Below are 20,176 nucleotides of genomic sequence, written 5' to 3'. Positions count from 1 at the left end.
TACCACGCACACGGGATCGCAGGTTTATGAAGTTCAAGATTGTCAACTACCAGGCCCATCGGATCAGCGGCTGGGCCTATGACCCCGAAGCGGATCAAGGCAACTCCGTTCTGGACCTTGTGGTCAACGGGGAGACGGTGTCTGCACTGACTTGCAACATCTTCCGCGACGAACTCTCGTCCGAAGAGTTCAGCACCCGGAACGTGGGTTTCCTGGGGACGCTTCCGCCCCATTTCTGGAACGGTGAAAAGCACAACGTCGCCCTCGTCCACCGTGGATCGGGGGAGGTCCTCATTGAAGACCGGATGGACACCACTGACGCCCGGGTGGTCGGCGCAGAAGTGCTGAGTGCCGACTACAGGGTCACTCCCCAAGGGCAGGTCGCTGGGTGGGCCAGCGCCGAGACTCAACCGGCCTACGCACGCGTCACTGTCGATGGCACGGTTATTGATGAGGGTCGGACCGATAGGCGGGAACTTCCGTGGAAGCGCGGCTCGCTGAAGTTCGACGCGCCATTCGGGTATATGCACGCCACGCAGATTCCTTCCAGCTTCTTCGACGACCAGATGCATCGCGTGCAGGTCTTCGTTGGACATGAGCCCCACGCCCCCGTGCCGGTACTGGACTACACGCTTGAACTTGCGGCAGAACACAGCGACGCCGCGGCTCGAGAGGCCCAGCGGCTTCGGCAAGACGCCCCCGACACCTCTTCGACCTGGCTTAAGTCCCCCAGGGTTCGCAAGGAGATCACAGTCAGCCGTCTCGCATTGACAGAGTGCTACGCCTCCATCGCGCTGACGGGTGAGATCCAGCACCGGAGGCTTGTCCTGCGCTTGGGCGAGGCTGAAGTGATCCTCACAGCCGTGACCGAACCTCCTGAGGGCGAACCAGAAGCCGCAGGGACCCAGCGGTACGCGGGAGAGGTTCCGCTAGAGGGACGCTTCTCGGAGTCTGTTCCGCTGTTCATGCCAGGCGCGCCTGTCGGCAGCACTTATGACGTCCGGCTGGGGGACACCACCGGCCGCCGACCGGCAGGACTCCCTGAGACTATCGTTCAGGACAGTAATGGCGAGCTCCTAGTCTCTGAATTCACACTCGACGGTGGCGCCTTCACCGGATGGGCCTTCCACACGGCCGGACTCGACTTTCCTGTGGAGCTCGTTCTTCAAGCAGTTGGCGCGACCGAGAATGCGGAGGTCATTCGCAGTCCCGCTACCCAGAAAAACAAGTATGCGAAACTCCAACACGGCATTCGCCGTGCAGGCTACAGTCTCGCCCTTCCATCTTCCGCCTTAGCTGACCAAACGACCCATCTGCGGCTACTCGCCGTGCATGACCGCGGTGAGAAGGTGATATGGGAGGACAAAGGTTTCCGTCCGACAGACGAGTTTCTGCTTCACCAGGCGCTCGATGCCTCTGAGTCCCGCCACGTGCTGAACCTACTGGGAAACGCGCGGCGCGCTGGAAGGATCGAGTTTATTGAATCCTTCCTTGGACTGTACAAGCGCGCGAAGGTCGAGATCTCGTTGGAGGACCTTGGCACTGTTCTCGGTTCTGAGAAGCGAGTAACGGGGCTTGAACCAGCACACGGCGCCGTCTGGTACTGGGTTCACGAGCTTCGCTCCAATCCAGGCCGACTCAAGTGGTTCACTACCAACGCGATTCGTAACCGCAACGGCGGGGCCCGCGACGTGCTCGCCTACGCAGCCTCCAAGGGCCGCTACGATTTCGGCCAGCTCCACGGAGTGCTCGAGTCTTACCGCGCACGCCTCTTCCGTGATGCGGCTGCAGACATGCTCGTCGAAGAACACTGGAAGTCGGGCTTGCTCGCAATGGCGCAGTTTCTCTTCGCCGCTCCCCGCGACGAGACGGACCACCTCGATGCGCTGACGCTTTACTCCATGATCGAGAAATGGCACGGCGTAGAGGATGTCAAAGACGCTGATCGCGCCTTCTATGGTGACCTGCTGCGGTGGCGCGGCGAGTTCGAGGACTCGGTGCGAGTCTTGACCGCAGAAGACCGCGACCCTGAGCATGACTACTCACAGAACTTTTTGGCACTGAACGCGGTGAATCCGCACGTCACAGGAACCTCCAGTTACGCCGATGCGTGGCTAGCTGGCTTCAGTGAGCTCCTGGAAGAGGACGAGGTCGCCCCGATCTCTATGCGGGACGACCACATCAGCTTCTACAACGTCACAACTGACTTGCCGCCGGCCCCGTTTGATGACGACGCGCCGTTGGTCACCGTGATCATGCCGATTTACGAACCCAGCGCGGCCACCGACATCGCTGTAGATTCCCTCCTGCGCCAGACCTGGCGAAACCTAGAGATCATCATGATCGACGACTGCTCCCCGGAGCAGGACGACCGCGGCCAGCCCACTGCGTACCGGCAGCAACTGCTGGACCTCGCAGCTCGAGACGCCCGAATCCGACTGGTGCTGAAAGATGTCAACCGCGGGTCCTACTCTGTCCGCAACGAGGCACTGGATCTCGCCACAGGGGACTTGATCACCGTGGCGGACAAGGACGACTGGCACCACCCGCAACAGATCGAGCTGCAGGTCCGAGACTTCCAGACGTCCCCGGAGCGTGTGGCCAACATGACCAACTGGGTCCGCGTGGATGAGCGGCTCAGTTTCGTACTGCGTTCCGCGACGGGACGAGTCGTCTACCCGTCCATGGCTTCGCTGATGTTCCGACGTGACCCGGTGTTGGCCGACCTCGGTTACTGGGACACCGTTCGAAAGTCCGGAGACTCGGAGTTCAAGAGTCGCATCGAGAACTACTACGGGATCACCGTGGAACCCATCACTAGGGCACCAATGGCCTTCGCTCTCATGAACGGAGCGAACCTCACCCGGGATGACATGGGAGTCGGTTTCCTCGCACCAGAACGTCGGGCCTACCTGCGTGGCTATAAAAGCTGGCACCGAGAGATAAGGGAATCCGGTGAGTCTCCGTACATGCCGAAAGCACCGGTTGAGCGCCGCTTCGTCGCACCTGCGGCTTATCTCCCGGGAGCACGACCGGAGGGTCCCGCTCAATACGATGTGGTGTTCGCCTCGGAGTTTGGTTTCCTCGCAGGAAACTCCACGTCCCTCTTCAATGAGATTTCGGTCTGCCTGAACGCGGGACTGCGGGTGGGCGTGATCCCATTCCAAAACGGGTTGATCCCGTCCGCGTCCAAGCGACAGTTCAGCCGCAAGATCGATGATCTGGTGCTCGCAGGACAAGTGGATCGACTGTCCCTGGAGAGCGAGGCTGAAGCTGACCTTCTTGTGGTGCGGTGGCCCACAGCTGTGCAGGTGGTTCCCGATACGGTCGCGGGGCTCAAGCCCAAGAAAGTCGTAGTCGTGTCTAATCACCCGCCATTTGAGCCGAGCGGGGAACGGCGCAGCTACGACATCGGAGTTGTCACACGCAATATCGAGCGGCTGTTCGGCGTGCGCCCCCTCTGGGCACCACAGAGCGAACAGATCGGCACGATGATCGCGCCGCTGATGCCGACTTCGGATCTCACGAGCTTTTCTTGGAAGGGGATCATCGAGCTCAAAGAACAGGCGGCGCAGAACCGCTACAGGGCGGGGCGCCCGACTATTGGCCGGCACGCACGGGACGATGCGGCAAAGTGGCCCTCTGACCGCAAGGTCTTCGAGCAGGTTTACCCGGCGGACGGGTCTGCAAACGTCTGCATACTGGGTGGTACCAAGGTGCCCGTACAGAAGGGTTTCCTCTCGAGAAAGCCGCCCTCCTGGGAGATTTACGCCTTCAACGAGATCTCCGTGGAGGAGTATCTATCCGACAAGCTGGACTTCTTCGTGTACTTTCACAGCGACGGTTGGCTCGAAGCATTTGGCATGGCCATTCTGGAGGCGATGAGCTACGGAGTGGTCTGCGTTCTACCACCGCATTTCGAACCGGTGTTCAGGGAGGCCGCGGTCTACGCAAACCCCTCGGAGGTTCAGACTACGATTGAGCGCATCTGGCATCCAGAGAGGTACGCAGAGCAACAGTCGAAGGCCGTGAGGTTTATCCAGCGCGAGTGCACCCCCGAGGCGTATCTTTGGCGTCTCAGTCGCCTCGGGGTCAACCGCCAGTACTGATCTCAAACTCCGCGATCCAGAAGCTAGTTCTACCGGAAAGTGAATCCGAAATATGCCCAAGCGTTCCATCACGAAGCCAGCGCGGATAGTGATTATTGCAACCTTGCTAGTCGTTGTATCAACTTTAGGCACGGCAGCACGTCTGTTCATTGGAGATGCGATCTTGGAGTCTCTGTTTGTGCTCATGGCGGGGACGCACTTACTTGTGCTGGTAGCACTGTGGTTCACCTACCGGGCGAATACTCGTGTTCTGCACCTATCGAGACGAGCTACACAGGAATCAAAACAGATTCAGGGTCTCGCAACGCGTATCGAGAGTCTGCAGGAAGAGATAATCAGTCTCAAAGTACGGGAAGAATTTTTGCACGACCTGACTCGGAAGCGCATACGCGAAAAGCATAACAATCTAGTGTTAATCGCACGTAAGAACAGGGACTTGCACGAGCTTACTCGTAAGCGTTTGCGCGAGAAGCATAATTCTCTCTACCGGTATCTTGGTGCCAAAGTGGATAAGCTAGAAAAAAATCAAAGACTGTCAGTGGACCCCGCCTTAAAACAAGAGAAACCTAACCAAAACGTCACTCCGATCCCGAACCAAGATCGGTCGTCGTTGCGCAACGCACTTTTCGCAATTTTGGAGCAAAGCAACAAATGAGAACCAGATACGACACCGATGTTATCCACATCACTGACTTCAGGCTTCCCGGTGGAACAACGCACAGCGTCGCTGAAGAGATCCGGGCGCAAGCTCAAGCTGGATACAGAACCCACCTCATTCACGCCCCCAGCGACCTGGTGGGTAAAGTCTCTGGCTGGAGTGAGAATCTGCGTTCGGTTAGTCGTCACCCGAGAGTGCGTATCGCGAGCCAGCACAGTCATCTCCACGCGCAAGTCATTATTATCCGGCACCCTAGTGTTGTAGAGCAGACTCTGGCTGTATTCCCGAACGTTACTGCCGACCGGGTCGTTATGGTTGCTAACAACGCGGCGGTGGATGGTTCCGGGAACTATTTTTATGATGTCTCGGCTGTTGATAAGAAGCTGCGTGCCATGTTCGGGGTTGCCCCTCTTTGGGCACCGATTGGTCCAGTGGTAGCCCATAGTATTCGGCAGCAGGGGGTTATGATCGAGTGGTCCGACGACTACTGGCTCAACCTCTTGCCGTTGCCTGAAGAAGTCGCTGTTCGTGGGACATTCGTCGGTGATCGTCCGGTCATTGGTCGCCACTCACGTCCCCAGGCTGCGAAGTGGCCGGCGCGAGCCGAGGACATACTGTCCGCCTACCCGGAGGACGACTCGGTTCGGGTCGAAGTTCTCGGCGGTGCCAGCGCCGCCGCGAAGGTTCTTGGAAGAGCCCCAAGATCGTGGAACGTAGTTCCTTTCGGGGGAGAGGCCCCGTGGGAGTTCTTGAAGCGCATAGACTTTTGGGTGTACTTCCACCATCCGGACTGGCGAGAGGCCTTTGGGCGTGCGGTGATGGAAGCCCTTGCCTCGGGAGCCGTTGTGATTCTGCCGGAGTACCTGCGTGAGACCTATGGAGATTCTGCAATCTATGGGGAGCCGGGCGACGTTGCGAAACTGGTTGGCTCCTATTATAAGAATCCCGACGAGTTCTTCGAGCAATCTCGAAAGGGTCAGAAGTTTGTTCAACGATTCCACCCCCGTCTTCAGCATGAGAGATTGGAAGCCTTGGGGGTAAACCCCACCGCCTCGACCGAAGGTTATTCGTTCCGTGTCCCACCTGTCGGCCCGGAGAGGAAGCGCAGAATCCTTTTCGTGACGAGCAACGGTGCTGGGATGGGACACCTGACCCGGCTCTTGTCCGTGGCGACACGGCTTCCCGACGAAGCGGAGCCAGTCTTCGCCTCCTTATCCAAAGCCGTCGATATCGTTGGCCGGTATGGAATGCCGTATGAGTATGTGGGTTCTCGTGACGGGCTGGGCATGGAGGCGAATGCATGGCGGAAGTACTCGGCGGAACGCTTCGAAATACTTCTCGACGAGGTTCAGCCAGACACGCTCGTGTTTGATGGCACATGGCCCTATCCGAGCTTGCGCGAAGCGTTCGGAAAAAAGGGACTTCACTCAGTCTGGATGCGTCGTCCAATGTGGAAGCAAGGCACCACCCTGCGCCCACTCAGTTGGGCCCCTGATTTCGATGCGGTAATCGAACCTGGCGAGCTGGCCGCTGACTACGATTCGGGTCCAACTACCACCCTGAGCGATGCAGTGAAGATTGCTCCTATCACGCTACTCTCTGAAAATGAGCTTATGTCTCGCGAAGCGGCTCGACTTGAACTTGGATACGGCCCCGACGATCGGGTTGTTCTCGTCACGCTAGGTGCGGGGAATATCAATGACATCGGCTCTCTCCAAGAGAATGTTCTTGCTTGGTTTGCGGCGCACGCCCCGGATTGGAGAGTGGTCGTGACGAAACCCCCCATTGCCTACGGTGAGTCGGTGCAAGGGGTTGAGACACTCCAGGTTTACCCACTCGCGAAGTACACTCGCGCGTTTGACTTCTCGGTCTCTGCGGCAGGCTACAACGCCTTCCATGAGTGGACTCGCGGTGGGTTGCCGACAATCTGGATTCCGAATGACGCTACCCGGACGGACGATCAAGTCGCTCGCGCACGATGGGCTCAGGACAACCGCATGGGGATTTGCGCCTCTGATGATGCGCCTGAAGCACTGTACGCTGCGTTGCAGAGAATGACGGACGCAAGCGAACTGGCGGAGATGCGGATGCGCCTGGGCACTGTCGATAAAACAAATGGTGGTTCGCAAGCTGCGAAACTTTTGATGGGGCAAACGTTATGAGTGGACTTTTGAATGACAAATATTCTTGGAGCCAGAGCCTGGAAGCTTGGGTTCGTGAAAGTGTTATTCACCAGCCGAGGATACGGAAATCGTTGAAGTTCGGACCGCGTAAAGTTAAAAGTGCGCGTGGTTATGACACTCTTCCGGCTGTAATGGTAGTATCTAGCGCCGCGACTCGTAATTTTCACCGACCACTGTTCGAAGCGATCGAACTGTTGGAGAAAGCGTCTGGCGCTTTCAAAGTCGTTCTCTTCTCAGAGTCAGGTTCGGAGAGTATTGCTAAAGACTTCGACTGGCCTGTCGAACACTGTTTTCGCGAGAGTGCCTGGTGGTCTCTTTCGGATAGAAACTGGCTAGACATGGCGGGGTCTCGAGTGGAGTGGGCACGTCGGATGTACGGTACCTCATTTGTCTTCGCTGCTCGATCAGTCAATGAGGCCGTGGCGGAGCTTGCGAACCTCGGAGCATTCCTCGGGCTAGACCGCTTGCTTGTTTCTACTGCCCAGACGCACCTCGAGTGCAATGGGCTCGCGACTGATAGCGGTATCCATCCTTGGCTGCGCGGTTGGTTGGACAGTGTACCGACAGGGGAGACTTCACACCGGATTGACGCAGAACCGTTCTCTGATATTGAAGTGATGGTAGTCAACCAAGAAAGTCAAGTCGCTTTAGTAGCAGATGACGCAGACGCGTACGGACTGAGGGACGACGCTTTGGAGCGCGGCTGGAATCTCGTTACCTTTAGGTCAAACTCGGCACCTGTGCAGAGTGACGCCGAGTTCGCGATGAGGCGCGCGATCTGCGACGGCTTTGACCGTCCAGTGCAGACATACCAAATCTTTGCAGCGCCGATCAAGCTATGGAATTCTGAACTCGGCACTGCGGCGATCTCGCGGTCATTTGACGGGACGTGGGAGGTGACGGCCACAGGTGGATTCCGTATCCGCAGAGAAACTGAGCGAAGTCTAACTCTTGCGGTGCAAAACTTCTCTACAGCGCACCTAGCTTCATCGGCCTTAGGCACGCGAAGTGACTGACGGCTCGAACTTGGACCGCCAGTCGTCTCGGTCGTAGATCCCACCACCAGCTACTTGGAGTTCAGTGACCCTAAGCTGAGCGCTCTACGCCGAGGGTGCTGTCTCCCTTTTTCGGGCACCTGGTAGCACTACCGCATGGACTCCGTGGGAGTGGATTCCCATAGTCGACCTCTCTCCCGAGCTTCAGGTTCTTTACTATTTGTGAACCGCCGAGGATCTTACGGAGACCTCCGTCGTCGGGCTTCCGCCACCCCATTCGCCATCGGTTTGTCACTATAGACGGGGGTGTCGGACTTCCATAAGCGCCTGTCACGTAGGTCGTAGAAGGCCTCTAGCGTTGTGAACTTGGGCCAACGTCAGGGTGGCCAGCTACACATTCTCGACCGTTGTCTAGATTCAGAGTGCAGTCCCCTCTGGAGCCACTTTTGCGGGCAGAAGCTAGAGGTTCTCATGGGCCGGAGCTACCGCCTCGGGGCCGCTGGGTGCTCTGGCTCCAACATGACATTCATTGATGAGGGACAAGCCGCGCACCTTCGGCCGGACCGACTTAGGGTGTTCGACGAGCTGGGTCACGGTTCTCCACATACAGTCCTCTGGTATCTCCCCAGCTCCCTTCATCGCTCACGGGCGACTCATACCCCTCCGAACCAAGTGCTCGGTACAATATCGCCGAGGCTGGTTGACCCTGATGGTCTGTCTTGGTCTCGCCTTCATCACACTTGAAATAACCACGGTGCATCCAAGAAAATCAGCGAAATCGAACCCTTGCAAACCCCAATTTTGCGAGAGAGGCCTGCGCCGCAGGATCGACCGCAACGACGAGCAGTTGCTCGAGTGGATGGGAGGGAAGTGAGAGAGTATTTCACTCTTTTGCAAACATGAGCCTCAGCTGGCTAGAGCCTGTGTACATTGTTCCCGTTGGAGGCGCCCCCACGCGTATCAAAAAAGACCTTCGCCTTGAGTGCAAGCGCATCTATGTCGTAGTCACGGTGGTGCTGCAGCAGTACGACAATGTCAGCATTGGTGATCGCACTGTCCAGGTCCTCGACCCGATGAAGGTTCCCTCCCTCTAGCCGCCATTCTTCAACAAGAGGATCGTGGAAAGTGACATCGGCCTTCTTCTGCCTTAGCACCTTAGCCACTGGGACGGCCGGGGACTCCCGTTGATCCGCAATGTCAGGCTTATAAGTTACTCCGAGCAACAGAATTTTCGCCCCGTTGAGCGGCTTGCCCTGCTCATTGAGCAAGTCTGAAATTCGGCTACCTACGTACTGCGGCATAGAGTTATTGACTTCCTGGGCCAATTCAACGAAGCGGAACTGGTAACCAAGGGTCTTCTTGACTTGAAAGCTCAAGTAATTTGGATCGATCGGGATGCAATGGCCACCGACGCCTGGGCCGGGCGTAAATTTCTGAAAACCGAAAGGCTTCGTGGCGGCCCCACGAATCACTTCCCAGATGTTGATGTCTAGATCGTGGCAAAAACGCGCCATCTCGTTCACAAGAGCAATGTTTACATGGCGATAGGTGTTCTCGAGGAGCTTAGCCGTCTCTGCTTCTTTTGCACCGGAGAGTGGAACAACGGTATCTACGAATTGTTCATAGAATGCAGTCGCCCTGGCCGTTGCAATTGCGGTAATTCCGCCTACTAGCTTGGGGGTGTTTGTAATCCCATAGCTACTGGAGCCTGGATCAACACGTTCGGGGGAGAATGCTAGGAAAAAGTCGCGACCATGTACGTTTCCCCCGCCCTCAAGAATTGGCAACACTACATCTTCGGTGGTTCCCGGGTAGGTGGTGGATTCCAACAGGACCGTGGCGCCGGGCTTTAGATGATCCGCGATTGTCCGAGTAGCAGCTTCCACTGCACGCAGATCTGGCCCGCCCCCTTCATCCAATGGGGTCGGAACACAGATCACGATGAAGTCGGCTTCTGCAATCACCCCTGGCGAGCTCGAAGCCTCGTAACCCTCGGAGATCATTCCTCGCAACTCATCGTCGCTCAGGTCGTCTATATGAGAGGTGCCGCTGTTAAGTGCCTCAACCCGGCTGGTAGAAATTTCGTAACCATAAACCTTAACGCCGACCGCACAGATGGCCTGTGCGAGGGGCAGTCCAACATAGCCCTGTCCGATTACGGTGGCAGTTTGCTGATTCTCTTCCGCGGCCACTGGTGCCCCTTACGTCTGGCTAACTTGATGTCCCACAGATCCTATACGTAATCCAGCCGAAGCCGCGAAGGCCGATACGACTCTAGCCGAACAGCCTCGTGACGTTGCGGAGAGGATGGAAACGGTGTGCACGTCGCAATTACTGTCGAGCTGCGTCACGTACTCACCGTCGTAGGCGTTCCTCGCCTCGCGGTTGCGAAGACGTTTTACGGATTCAGGTTCTGCGAGCTACTGAATGGAGGAGTCGCAGGTCCACGTGAATGCTAGCGCCCGAAGGATGTCACCACTTTTTAGGATGTCGGGTATGTGTTCCTGTAGAAGGATTGACCGTGGTGGTTCAGCTGCGGGCCTCGATAAGAAGTACGACGTTAACTTGCGCGATACTCCTTGGTCCGATCGATCGAACCCTTCACTAGAGGCGAATCGCTCGAGGGGTCACATGCGAGTGTCTCGAACCGCAGGCGAAGTGGGCAATGTAGTTGGCTTGCGTCCTGGTCTAGGATCAGTCCCGGAGTATTGTGAAGGAGCGAGTATGTACCAGGACCAGAACTTCGATCGCGGGGCACTTCTTGAGAGCGCGTTCAGGCGCTTGGAAGCCAACGCTGACATCGCTGAGTCGTATGCCCTGCTCTCCGAGTCGGTTGGTGTCCGGGACCTCTTCGCATACGGCGCCACCAAGGGTCGAGGTGATTTTGCGTGGCTCACTGAGAACCTCCAATCAGCTCAAGAGTCGGGGTTGGACTACTTGTGGTTGGCCAGGCTTGCACGAGTTTGCGCATTACAGGATTTCGAGCCGAGCGATAGACTAGATGCTTTGCGGTTCTTCGAGGTTTCCAATCCGGAACTCGCTACAGATAAAAAGCATAGGCGCTTCCACAGGCTGCAAGTCGAGCTGCTCACCGAAGAAGGGCTACTCCAGGAAGCATTGTCTCTCGTTAAAAGAAATCGCGACATTGATAGTTTGTTTCACGGATATCTGAGCGCAGACATTAATAGTCCATTCCTGAACAAAAATCATTCGTACAGTGAGTGGATAGACAATTTTAATTCTCCATTTGAAAAGTTCAATTTGCGTCCGATATATCTTTCTTCATCTAAAGTAGATCCTTTTGATGCAATTACTACTGATTGCCTGCTTGCTCCAGACCCGCCTGGGCCTAAAATTTCGGTCATAATGACATCATTCCGGCCGCAACGCGAAACGTTCCTATGTGCAGTTCGATCAATCCTGAACCAATCGTGGCGCAATCTCGAGTTAATAATTGTTGATGACTCCAGCCCTGCTCAATTTAAAAAAGTGTTGGAAGCTGCTAGCAGCATGGATCCGCGCGTAAGCATCCTCACTCTCAAGGAGAACGGTGGAACGTATCGGGCGAGAAACTTTGGCATGGAGGCGGCTACCGGGGACTATATTACGGGGCAGGATTCTGATGACTGGTCACACCCTGATCGCTTGCTGACTCAAGTTCGGTATCTCCAGGCTAATCCTGAAGCGCCGGGAGTGACGACTTCTGCCATTCGCGCGAATATGACGCTAGTGCGTATACAACGTGGATTAAACCCGCTCCGACGTTGCGAAGTTAGTTTGATGATCCCCAGTTCGATCGCCGACGAACTCGGGGGATACCTAGCAATCCGTAGAGGAGCAGATGGGGAGTTCCGTCGCCGGATCGAGTGCCATACTGGTGCAACCGTCACGAAACTCGATGAGCCGCTTTACCTTATCCGGTCTACGTCTGAGTCGTTGTCGCGGAGTGATTTTAGACCCGGTTGGTCACACCCAGCGAGGCGTGCATTTTGGAGTGAAGTGAGTTATTGGCATCGGACAGCTAATGTGACTGAGCATCATGTGCCCCGCAGGGAAGCTGAGACACTTCCTATCCCGGTTCCTGATCGCCTTCGAGTGTTGACCCCTCCCGCAAGACACCTAGATGTGGTGCTCGCTGGGGATTTCCGGGGTTCCTCGGGGCATTTACGTTCTGCTGCGGAACAGCTCAGGTCCCTCACGGATGAGGGCTTGGCCGTTGGTTTGCTCCAATTTGAGTCTATATGGTCCCCCTCGATGGAAGCCGTGCCCCTAGCGGACGAAATTCAGAAGCTAATTCACGAGGGGGTCGTGTCGCAGATTTTCGACGACGACGACGGAGTGATCGGAATCATCGTGATAAAGGATCCGGAAGTGATGCAGTTCGCCCCGCGTGGGCCGTCGAAGTTACAGGTTCGAAGACTCTTAGTGGTGGCTTCTCAAGCACCCGCGAACCTCGATGGATCAGAGCTGTCATACCTGCCACTGGATGTGTCTCGCAACGTCAAGCTGCACTTCGGTGTTTCGCCGGCTTGGGTCGCGGCCAACGAGTCGATACAAAGCATGCTAACTGGGATGGGAGTTTCAGAGTGTGACTTGCGCAAGGAAGTCCTACCCCATGCCATCTTTCCTGAAGAGTGGACGGTACCACGCAGCAGGCGCCGCAATACCATGCCGGTCTTGGGCCGTCACTCGCAGGGCATAGCGTCCTCGTGGCCAGAAGCATGTGGGCAACGCAGGGATGCCTGGACCCCTGTGCGAAATGCAGACGTGCGAATCCTGGGAAGTCTCAATTTCGGGCCAAAACAACGACTACTAGAGCAAAATTCGGAGACCTGGGTTGTTTTTGACGAGTCGGAGATCGAACCACGAGTTTTTTATTCGTCGATCGATTTCTTCGTCTATTTCCAGAGCGCCCAGTGGCCTGGAGACCACTACCGCGAGGTCCTTGAAGCGATGGCAACTGGGTGTGTGGTTATTTTAGCCCCAGAGTTTGAGCCGATTTTTGGGGATGGTGCAGTGTATGCAGAGCAAGTTGATGTTCCATCGATAATCATTAATTATTGGTCAGACTGGGATGATTATAGGCGGCAATCTGATAGGGCCGTGCGATGTGTAATCAACCGATTTCCAAGGGTTGCTTATATCAGATTTATAGCGCGAGAATTGCGAATGCCAGTGTCGGCACTAAAAGTCGGGGATCTTAGGGGTCATTATGTCTCGGAGCTATAGGGTATTTGTAGTCATTGTCGCCGTGAGTGTGGTTGTTGGCGCTGTGTCGGTTCTGACTGAGAACTGGGGTATCGCTGCATTGGCCGGCTACTCGTCGTTAGGGGCCGCAGTGTGCGCTGGCGCGCGAGTCATCGTCAGCGTCGATGCGAACCGCGCTTCGTTGGTCAGGCTCGAGAGCTCCGGCAAAGACCTGTTGGATCATGTTGAGGCAACTACGAGGAAGTTCTCCGGAATAGTTGGTAAACATAGCGTGGAGGTTGATCGCCAATTTCAGGAGTTGAAGCTCCACCAACTGGAGGTCGCGAACAGCGCAAAGTCCGAGACCGAGGAGTTAAGAGCGAGAATCTCAGGGTTGTCGTCCGCATTGACGTCGCGTCCTGACAGCGCCAGCATTGAAGAGATCAAGACCGCACTGGAGGATCTCGACCTCAGGGGCAAGAAGACACTCAATCTCGCCCGCTCTGAGTTCCCTGCAGTCAAGGATCTACTGAATGAATCAGTTCGTCTTTTCGCTGAAGAGGCGAGTAGCGCCAGGGCTGGGGAGCGAAGAATACTGAAACTGCTCAAGGATAACGATGCGGTTCTCCAGTTGAAGGCGCGTGTGGAGCAGTCTGAGCGTAGAATTTTGAGTATCACTGAGACTGAACGTCTTCGGTCTGCAGAACGCTGGGAAATTGCAAGGACTGCCATCGAAGCTCAGGAAATTAGTGTGGAAAGCGCTTTGTCATTGCTCAAGGAACATGACCGCCGCCTGACAGCTTCGCGTAACAGCGTGGAAGAAGATCAAGGGCATGCCGAGGGGCTGGTTCGAGAGTTGCGGGCAGAGATGCAAAGGCAAGAGGAGAGGTTGTCCAAGCGGGTCTCAGAGGTAGGCAGTGCCTCAGTTGCGAAGTTCGATAGCGCTTCGGAACGACTCGAGCAGAAGATTTCTCGTCATGTGACCCTGATGTCGCGGGAAGAGACTCGCCAAGTACAAGCGCTTCTCCAGCTAGTTCCCAAAGTGCCGAACCCACCGGTTGGTCTACCCGCAACGGGTGGGTCTGCAATGGATCCGGAGGCGCTGTTGCACCTGGTCGCGCTATTAGAGCAGACGCGTCCCAAGATGATCGTTGAACTAGGCAGTGGTGCTTCTACCGTGTGGATGGGCCATATCGCTCGTCAGTACGGGGCCAAAGTGATTTCACTGGACCACCTAGACAAATACCTCAAACTTACTCAAGAAGCGGTTGCTCGACATGGCCTGACCGACGTCGTGGAGTGCCGTTTTGCACCGTTGGAGAAGATCGTCGTTGATGGACGAGACTTTGAGTGGTATTCCGAGTCTGCCCTGGGTGATACTCGGGATATTGATTTCCTACTTGTAGATGGTCCCCCGAAGGGAGTAGGTGACGCAGCACGATTCCCTGCTCTCCCAGTGCTCAAAGCGAGACTTGCGCGCAACGCTGTCGTCGTCCTGGACGACACTCACCGTGGAGAGGAGCAGGAAATTCTAGAGCAGTGGTTGTCCGCCAATACCGAGTTCGAACAGCGAGACATGGCTATCAGTAGGTTGGGTGTGATTCAAAGGAATGGGGAACAACGGGGGTAGGGTAGTGGTCCAACAGGGTGTTCAAGGCTACGCCGATCAGTTCGACCTTTTGGTCCATAAGTTGTGGAATACAGCCCGAGAAGTTCATTGTCCACCGCCCAGTATGGCCCGTCGGCTGGGTATGGCATGTCTTGAGGCACATACAGCGTGTAGTCTCGGAGCTTCGTTCGTCTTCTTCGGAGCCACCGGGTTCGTTGGCCGACGACTACCCCAGACCTACCTGAAGATTGAGACTGCCCCGTGATCACTGTCTGTGCTGACGATCAGTTCGACCCCGCGTGGTACCAGAGCGCCTATCCGGACGTCAGAGAACTTGGAATGGACCCCTGCGAGCACTACAGACAATTCGGCCAGCTCATGGGAAGGATGCCACTACCGTCTGATCGCCGACTGAAGAGAGTCGTGCTAGTAGTTCCCGACATCTCGACCATCGGGGGCATGTCTTCTAGAACTCGAAAGGTTCTCGCACACGGCCAAGGTAGGGAAATCGAGTATGTCGCGCTGACTGCGCGCGCCGTGAACGGGGGCTCGCTTCAGAACGAAGTAAGTTTCGCGGCCGACTCGGAAAATTTCGAGCGCACCATGGACACGTGGCTTACGAGCGACACCGCAATGGTTATTTCCAATAACTCTCTTCGAGCGTTCCCCCTGAAAATTCGGGAGCAAATACAGCAGTTTCCTGTCATATACGTGTGCGCTGGACAAATGGCTTTTATGCTGCAAGATTCTCTGGTGCTAAAAGATCGCAAATATGTCGAGGAATTCAAAGCGATGGCCATAATGTCATTTTCTGAAGGTGACATTAATTTTCAGAGACAATTAGGTATTCACGGTCAGGTTAAGGGTTTTGCCCCTGTTGAACAGCGAGCAGTAAATGAATTCAGTCCTGGAAAAAATACGCGTCTCGGGTATGTTGGAAGAATTGATTTTCACGCCAAAGATAGTGAAAAATTAATCGATATTGCGAGACAGTTGAAAGGCAGTCACTGGGGTGCAATTAAAGTTTTCACCACAGATGGCAAGAATTCTCCAGATTATACCGCTTTCCGATCGTTGGTCACCGCAGAGGGCCTGGACGATCAATTTGAGATAGTTCTGAACGAGAGAAGTCCTGATGTCATGTTCAGCGATCTTGCGGTACTGCTGGCTCCTTCTAAAAAGGAGTCCTTCGGCAATGCCGTGGCGGAAGCCTTGTCGTACGGTGTCCCAGTGATAGCGGCAAGTTACGCTCCTGGGCCTGCAGAAATCCTGGAAGATGGCATCTCGGGTTTCCTGCTAGACGAGTACACTGGGCCGAATGTCGCAAGCACGTTGGCGACGCTATCGCCAGAAGTGCTAGTACGTATATCCAACAAAGCGTTTGAGCGGCACAAGCGGTACACCGTCGAAGCTCACATAGAACAACTTGAGCGAATCGCCAGCGACGCAGTTGAACGATTCGCAGGCAGCAATGTATTGCGGGTGTTTCCCAAGCTGAGAATTCTCGAGGAATAAAATGATCCAAGAAATTACGAATCGCCTAAATGTTGCACCTGGACAAGAGATTCAGGATTACGTAACCTTAAATGGCACAGAAGTTCACTTTAAATTTATTCGTGCGCCCTTCGATTCCGCGCCGCTCGTGATCCGCTTTCATGGCGCAGTCAAACGTGATCTCCGACCCCTGCCAGCTTTTCAGGCAAATTTAAAGTCATTCAGTGATAATGCTCATCAGATCTCGATTTGTGATCCGACCATGATGTCACGAGACGGATTTTCCTGTAGCTGGTATGCGGGTCATGAGGGGCTAGACGTGCAGTCAGTCCTCCTCGAGTTCATTGCAGCTGTGAAGTCGAGCCTCTCGCCCTCACGGACTATTTACCTCGGCAGTTCGGGCGGTGGTTTCGCGGCTCTCTACTTCTCGTACCACGATCCCGAAAGTCTGGCGTTGGTGATGGTGCCGCAGACGAACTTGGAGAGACATTTTTCGCCGGGAGCCGTGGTGAACTACCTGCAGCAATGCTGGCCAGGAAGATCGCTAGAGCAAGCCTCTAAAGAGACGTGTCTTGATGTAACATCTCTTTACGCATCAGGTTTTAACAATAGCGTTGTCTATGTGCAGAGTCAGGGCGACTTTAAGCACAACGCGCTTCAGCTAACACCATTCTTGACAGCTTGTTACAAGACTGGTGAGCCGGAGGATGAGAAGGTCATCCTTTCCTCGGACTATTGGGGAAAGCCCGGTCATGGTGGTGCAGTTCCTGCGGAAGGCTACACAAGATGGTTGAGGACCGCGCTCACGTCACCAAGTCTCGGTGTCGAAGACCTCCTCGCCACATCTGCAATGCTGGCGTCCCAGTCTGTTTCGGGCTCGACGCGTCGTGAAGAGACTTCTACCCGGGTGACTTCCGAAAGTGATATAGGAATGGCGAAAGTCGTCAAGGCAGGGCTTCTCAAGCAGTCCTCGATTAGTTGAGAGATTTGGTGAATAAGAAGTGACTCATCCATATAAGGGACTTGACACCCCTGCGTTCTGGCGTGCCTCTGTAGGCAGTCGTCACTTCGCGGACCTGGAGCAGCTATGGGATCCCATACAGCTGGGTCTGGAAGACAAGATCGCGACCGCGGGCAGTTGCTTCGCACAGCACATTGGACGGAACTTGCAGCAACGTGGTGCGCGCTTCCTCGATGTGGAGCCGCCTGTGGTTTCCTTCCCGAGCAAGGACGAGGCCCGCCGCTGGGGGTTCGGTGTTTTTTCGGCCCGATACGGGAATATCTACACCTCACGCCAGCTCCGGCAGTTGTTTTTGGAGGCCCATGGTGAGAGGCAGCCTGAGGAGGTGGTATGGGAAAAGGACGGTCGGTTCTACGATGCGCTACGCCCATCCGTCGATCCAGTAGGTCAGGAGAGTCCAAGTGACGTGCTCGATTTGCGACAAGGTCACCTGGCGGCCGTGAGGCGCATGTTCCGCGACCTGGACCTCTTCGTATTCACGCTCGGACTTACCGAGGGTTGGGAGTCCACCTCGGATGGAACCATTTATCCTGTAGCGCCGGGGACCCTCGCGGGTGATTACGATAAACGTAAGTACCAATTCAGAAACCTGCGTTATAGCCAGGTCATGCAAGATATGCGCGAGTTTTGGAAATTGCTTAAGGAAGTTAATCCCAAAGCTAGAATGCTTCTCACGGTGTCGCCTGTTCCGCTTGCTGCCACGGCGAGCAAAAATCACGTACTAGTTGCTACTACTTATTCGAAGTCTGTGCTTAGAGCGGTCGCCGGTGATTTGGCGAGCGAGAACGAAGACATCTCCTACTTTCCGTCGTACGAGATCATTACTGCTCCGGCCTCCCGGGGAATGTTCTATGACCCGGATCTGCGCAACGTTAACCAGTTCGGCGTGGATGTTGTGATGGATCACTTCTTTTCTGGGCGACTTGGTGAAACGTTCGTTGCTCAGCAAGACGCTGCCGATGATGGGGAGCTAATATGTGACGAAGGAAGGCTGGACGTGAGTCAGCCGGTTTAGATGCTTAGGTGTCGAGTGTTCCATCAGTAAACTAACGCACGCACAGGCAGGAGTGGCCGAATCTTGGATTCTTCCAAAGATCTTTTGGACAGTTGCGCTCTGTCCGGGGCACCCGACGATTGCCATGCAGCCTTGCTGGACGAACGTGAGACCCGCTTTAGGGAGACACTGGCACTCACCCGCCTAATCGAGGGCGAACGAGCCGCCAATCGGCTTGAGCTGGATACGTGGCAACATAAGGCGAGGACTCGGTATCGGTGGTTGCGAGCGGCCGAAGAGCAGGCCGAGCAAGACGCGTCAACGATCGAACGCCAATCTGAAAAGATCACGAATCTCGAACTACGTGTTACAAAGCTCCTCGAGCAGCAACGTAAGGACCAGGGTCAGCTTCGTCGGATGAGGCAAACGTATTCGTGGCGCTTCACAAAGCCGTTGCGTCAGTTGCGTAAGCTGGCACGAAAGCTTCTTTCCCGTTAATGATATATCCATGTGAAACTGATACATCATTTACAGCTGGTGGTCAGTCCCCGTTGCTAGCGTCGGGGCGCGGAGCTAAGTGTATGGATGCCACGACCGCCGTGGGCGTAATGGGCAGAGCTTACTTGGCTCACAAGTGACAGCTTCCTCGGTGTCCATTTGTACCCTAGAGGGTACTTCGGGTTTCGAGTTGCCAACGGAAGAGTGCTCTTGGGTTTCGACCGGACCTCCGTGGAGTGGAACGTGGCGCCATGGTTGCTTGATGAATTCTGTCGCGGAATGGCTGGGACTTGTGTTGGATGACGCGTTGAGTAGCGTTCTTTGCTGACCTCGGATTCCGCTCAGGTTACATTTTTGGTGAGTTCCGGAGGGCGATCTGTCATTGGAGGTTTTTAGTGGGTTGGGAATATGACTTCGTGCGCGCGACAGTTGGGCTCCGGAGGGAAGGAGCGGAGGATGTGCCGGTGGAACAATTAGCAGACTGTGCAGTTGTAGTAGAAGGTACTGACGGCCAGGAGTATTACCTAAGTTCCCGATGCTCAAATGGCGTGCTCCGGTTCGACTTTCCGGAAGGGCAGCTTCCCATTCGAAGTTTCAAGTTGCTGCGATCTGCTGAGGGCACAGTTTTAGCCTCTCTAGATGAACTGTTCCACGCGACCGACAAAGAATTCGAGCAGTCTTTTAAGTCGAAAAGAAGCCGTCCGAATATTCCGCGCGTTGATTTTTTTGTCGGGAAACAAACTTTCGAATATTTTCGAGGAACGTCAGGATACCGCGTTTCTGCGGCAGTGGTGTGTGGCTACAAGGCTGTGGAATTAGGGGACCCACTATACTTGGATGAGGCTGAGCGGATGCTCCTCCGTGCACTCATTGTGCTGCCTTCTGGTGACCTCGAAAAGACGCCACGCAACAACCGGGAGCACCTGCAAGTCTCCGTCCTCACCACTCTTTGGCATGTGTATCTCGCTCGTGGTGACACGCTAGGGTTTATCAGAACAGTATCTTCTTTGCGGGACCTCCTTGCGCAGAAAAGTTTCCAGTCGTTCTTCATCCTGGCTTTTAATATGGGCAAGGGTCTGCGGGTTCTGACGCTCTTGTACAAGTTGGCGGGTTTGGAGGAAGAGGCGGCTGCGAATGCGAAGCTTGCCCGCCAGCTGTTCCAATTGAGCGCACAAGGTGCCACCGGGGTTTTTGCGCATTTTTCGGAGCTTGGCAGTTTCCATCGTGACGTGTTGGAGTCGATGCGCTTGGTTCGAGGTGGCGGGAAGGTTTCCGAGGCTCTAATCGACAAAACTCTTCGTGAATCGTTGCGTATTTCAGCTAACGAACACCCTGAGTCCTTCGTGATTCTGAAGCGCAACTTCTTGGAGGCTGCTGCCAGCATGAGTTCAGAGGCCCTGGATAATTGAGGTCAGCCGGTAGGATGCT

At 55.3% G+C, this 20,176-nt stretch carries 10 protein-coding genes; 9 read left to right on the top strand and 1 reads right to left on the bottom strand.

The features are described 5' to 3' along the window. Positions 1-26: 26 nt before the first annotated feature. Genes IY716_RS10760 through IY716_RS10750 form a run of 3 tightly spaced genes read left to right on the top strand, consistent with a single transcriptional unit; the run spans position 27 to position 6,929 of the window. Positions 27-4,109, top strand: a complete 4,083-nt coding sequence (locus IY716_RS10760; protein ID WP_218221711.1) for a glycosyltransferase family 2 protein — start codon at positions 27-29, stop codon at positions 4,107-4,109. 52 nt (positions 4,110-4,161) lie between these two features. Beyond that, positions 4,162-4,764, top strand: a complete 603-nt coding sequence (locus IY716_RS10755; protein WP_218221710.1) for a hypothetical protein — start codon at positions 4,162-4,164, stop codon at positions 4,762-4,764. Beyond that, on the top strand, positions 4,761-6,929 hold the full coding sequence (locus IY716_RS10750; protein WP_218221709.1) for a glycosyltransferase: 2,169 nt from the start codon (positions 4,761-4,763) through the stop codon (positions 6,927-6,929). The genes IY716_RS10755 and IY716_RS10750 overlap by 4 nt, the downstream gene beginning before the upstream one ends. A gap of 1,930 nt (positions 6,930-8,859) precedes the next feature. On the opposite strand, the gene IY716_RS10745 is transcribed toward IY716_RS10750, so the two are convergent. Further along, the gene (locus IY716_RS10745; protein WP_218221708.1) at positions 8,860-10,137 is read right to left on the bottom strand and encodes a nucleotide sugar dehydrogenase; all 1,278 of its coding nucleotides are present in this window, start codon (positions 10,135-10,137) and stop codon (positions 8,860-8,862) included. A gap of 532 nt (positions 10,138-10,669) precedes the next feature. Here IY716_RS10745 and IY716_RS10740 point away from each other — a divergent pair. From IY716_RS10740 to IY716_RS10715, 6 genes are all read left to right on the top strand, one after another. Continuing rightward, positions 10,670-13,174 (top strand): glycosyltransferase family 2 protein, encoded by a 2,505-nt coding sequence (locus IY716_RS10740; RefSeq protein ID WP_218221707.1) that lies wholly within the window; start codon positions 10,670-10,672, stop codon positions 13,172-13,174. Between the two features lie 22 nt (positions 13,175-13,196). After that, positions 13,197-14,762 (top strand): class I SAM-dependent methyltransferase, encoded by a 1,566-nt coding sequence (locus IY716_RS14065; RefSeq protein ID WP_218221706.1) that lies wholly within the window; start codon positions 13,197-13,199, stop codon positions 14,760-14,762. Positions 14,763-15,200: 438 nt separating this feature from the next. Continuing rightward, complete coding sequence (locus IY716_RS10730) at positions 15,201-16,256, top strand: glycosyltransferase family 4 protein (protein WP_218221705.1); 1,056 nt, start codon at positions 15,201-15,203, stop codon at positions 16,254-16,256. Between the two features lies 1 nt (position 16,257). Further along, on the top strand, positions 16,258-17,217 hold the full coding sequence (locus IY716_RS10725) for a hypothetical protein (RefSeq protein ID WP_218221704.1): 960 nt from the start codon (positions 16,258-16,260) through the stop codon (positions 17,215-17,217). Positions 17,218-17,236: 19 nt separating this feature from the next. After that, complete coding sequence (locus IY716_RS10720) at positions 17,237-18,271, top strand: GSCFA domain-containing protein (protein ID WP_218221703.1); 1,035 nt, start codon at positions 17,237-17,239, stop codon at positions 18,269-18,271. A gap of 935 nt (positions 18,272-19,206) precedes the next feature. Further along, positions 19,207-20,157, top strand: coding sequence for a hypothetical protein (locus tag IY716_RS10715; protein ID WP_218221702.1), 951 nt, complete (start codon positions 19,207-19,209; stop codon positions 20,155-20,157). Positions 20,158-20,176: the final 19 nt, after the last annotated feature.

This window comes from Nesterenkonia sp. Act20 (assembly GCF_019173455.1).
In the GTDB taxonomy this organism is placed as follows: Bacteria; Actinomycetota; Actinomycetes; order Actinomycetales; family Micrococcaceae; genus Nesterenkonia.
The sequence above is the reverse complement of the archived record's forward strand: the minus strand, read 5'-3'. Positions and strand labels throughout refer to the sequence as shown.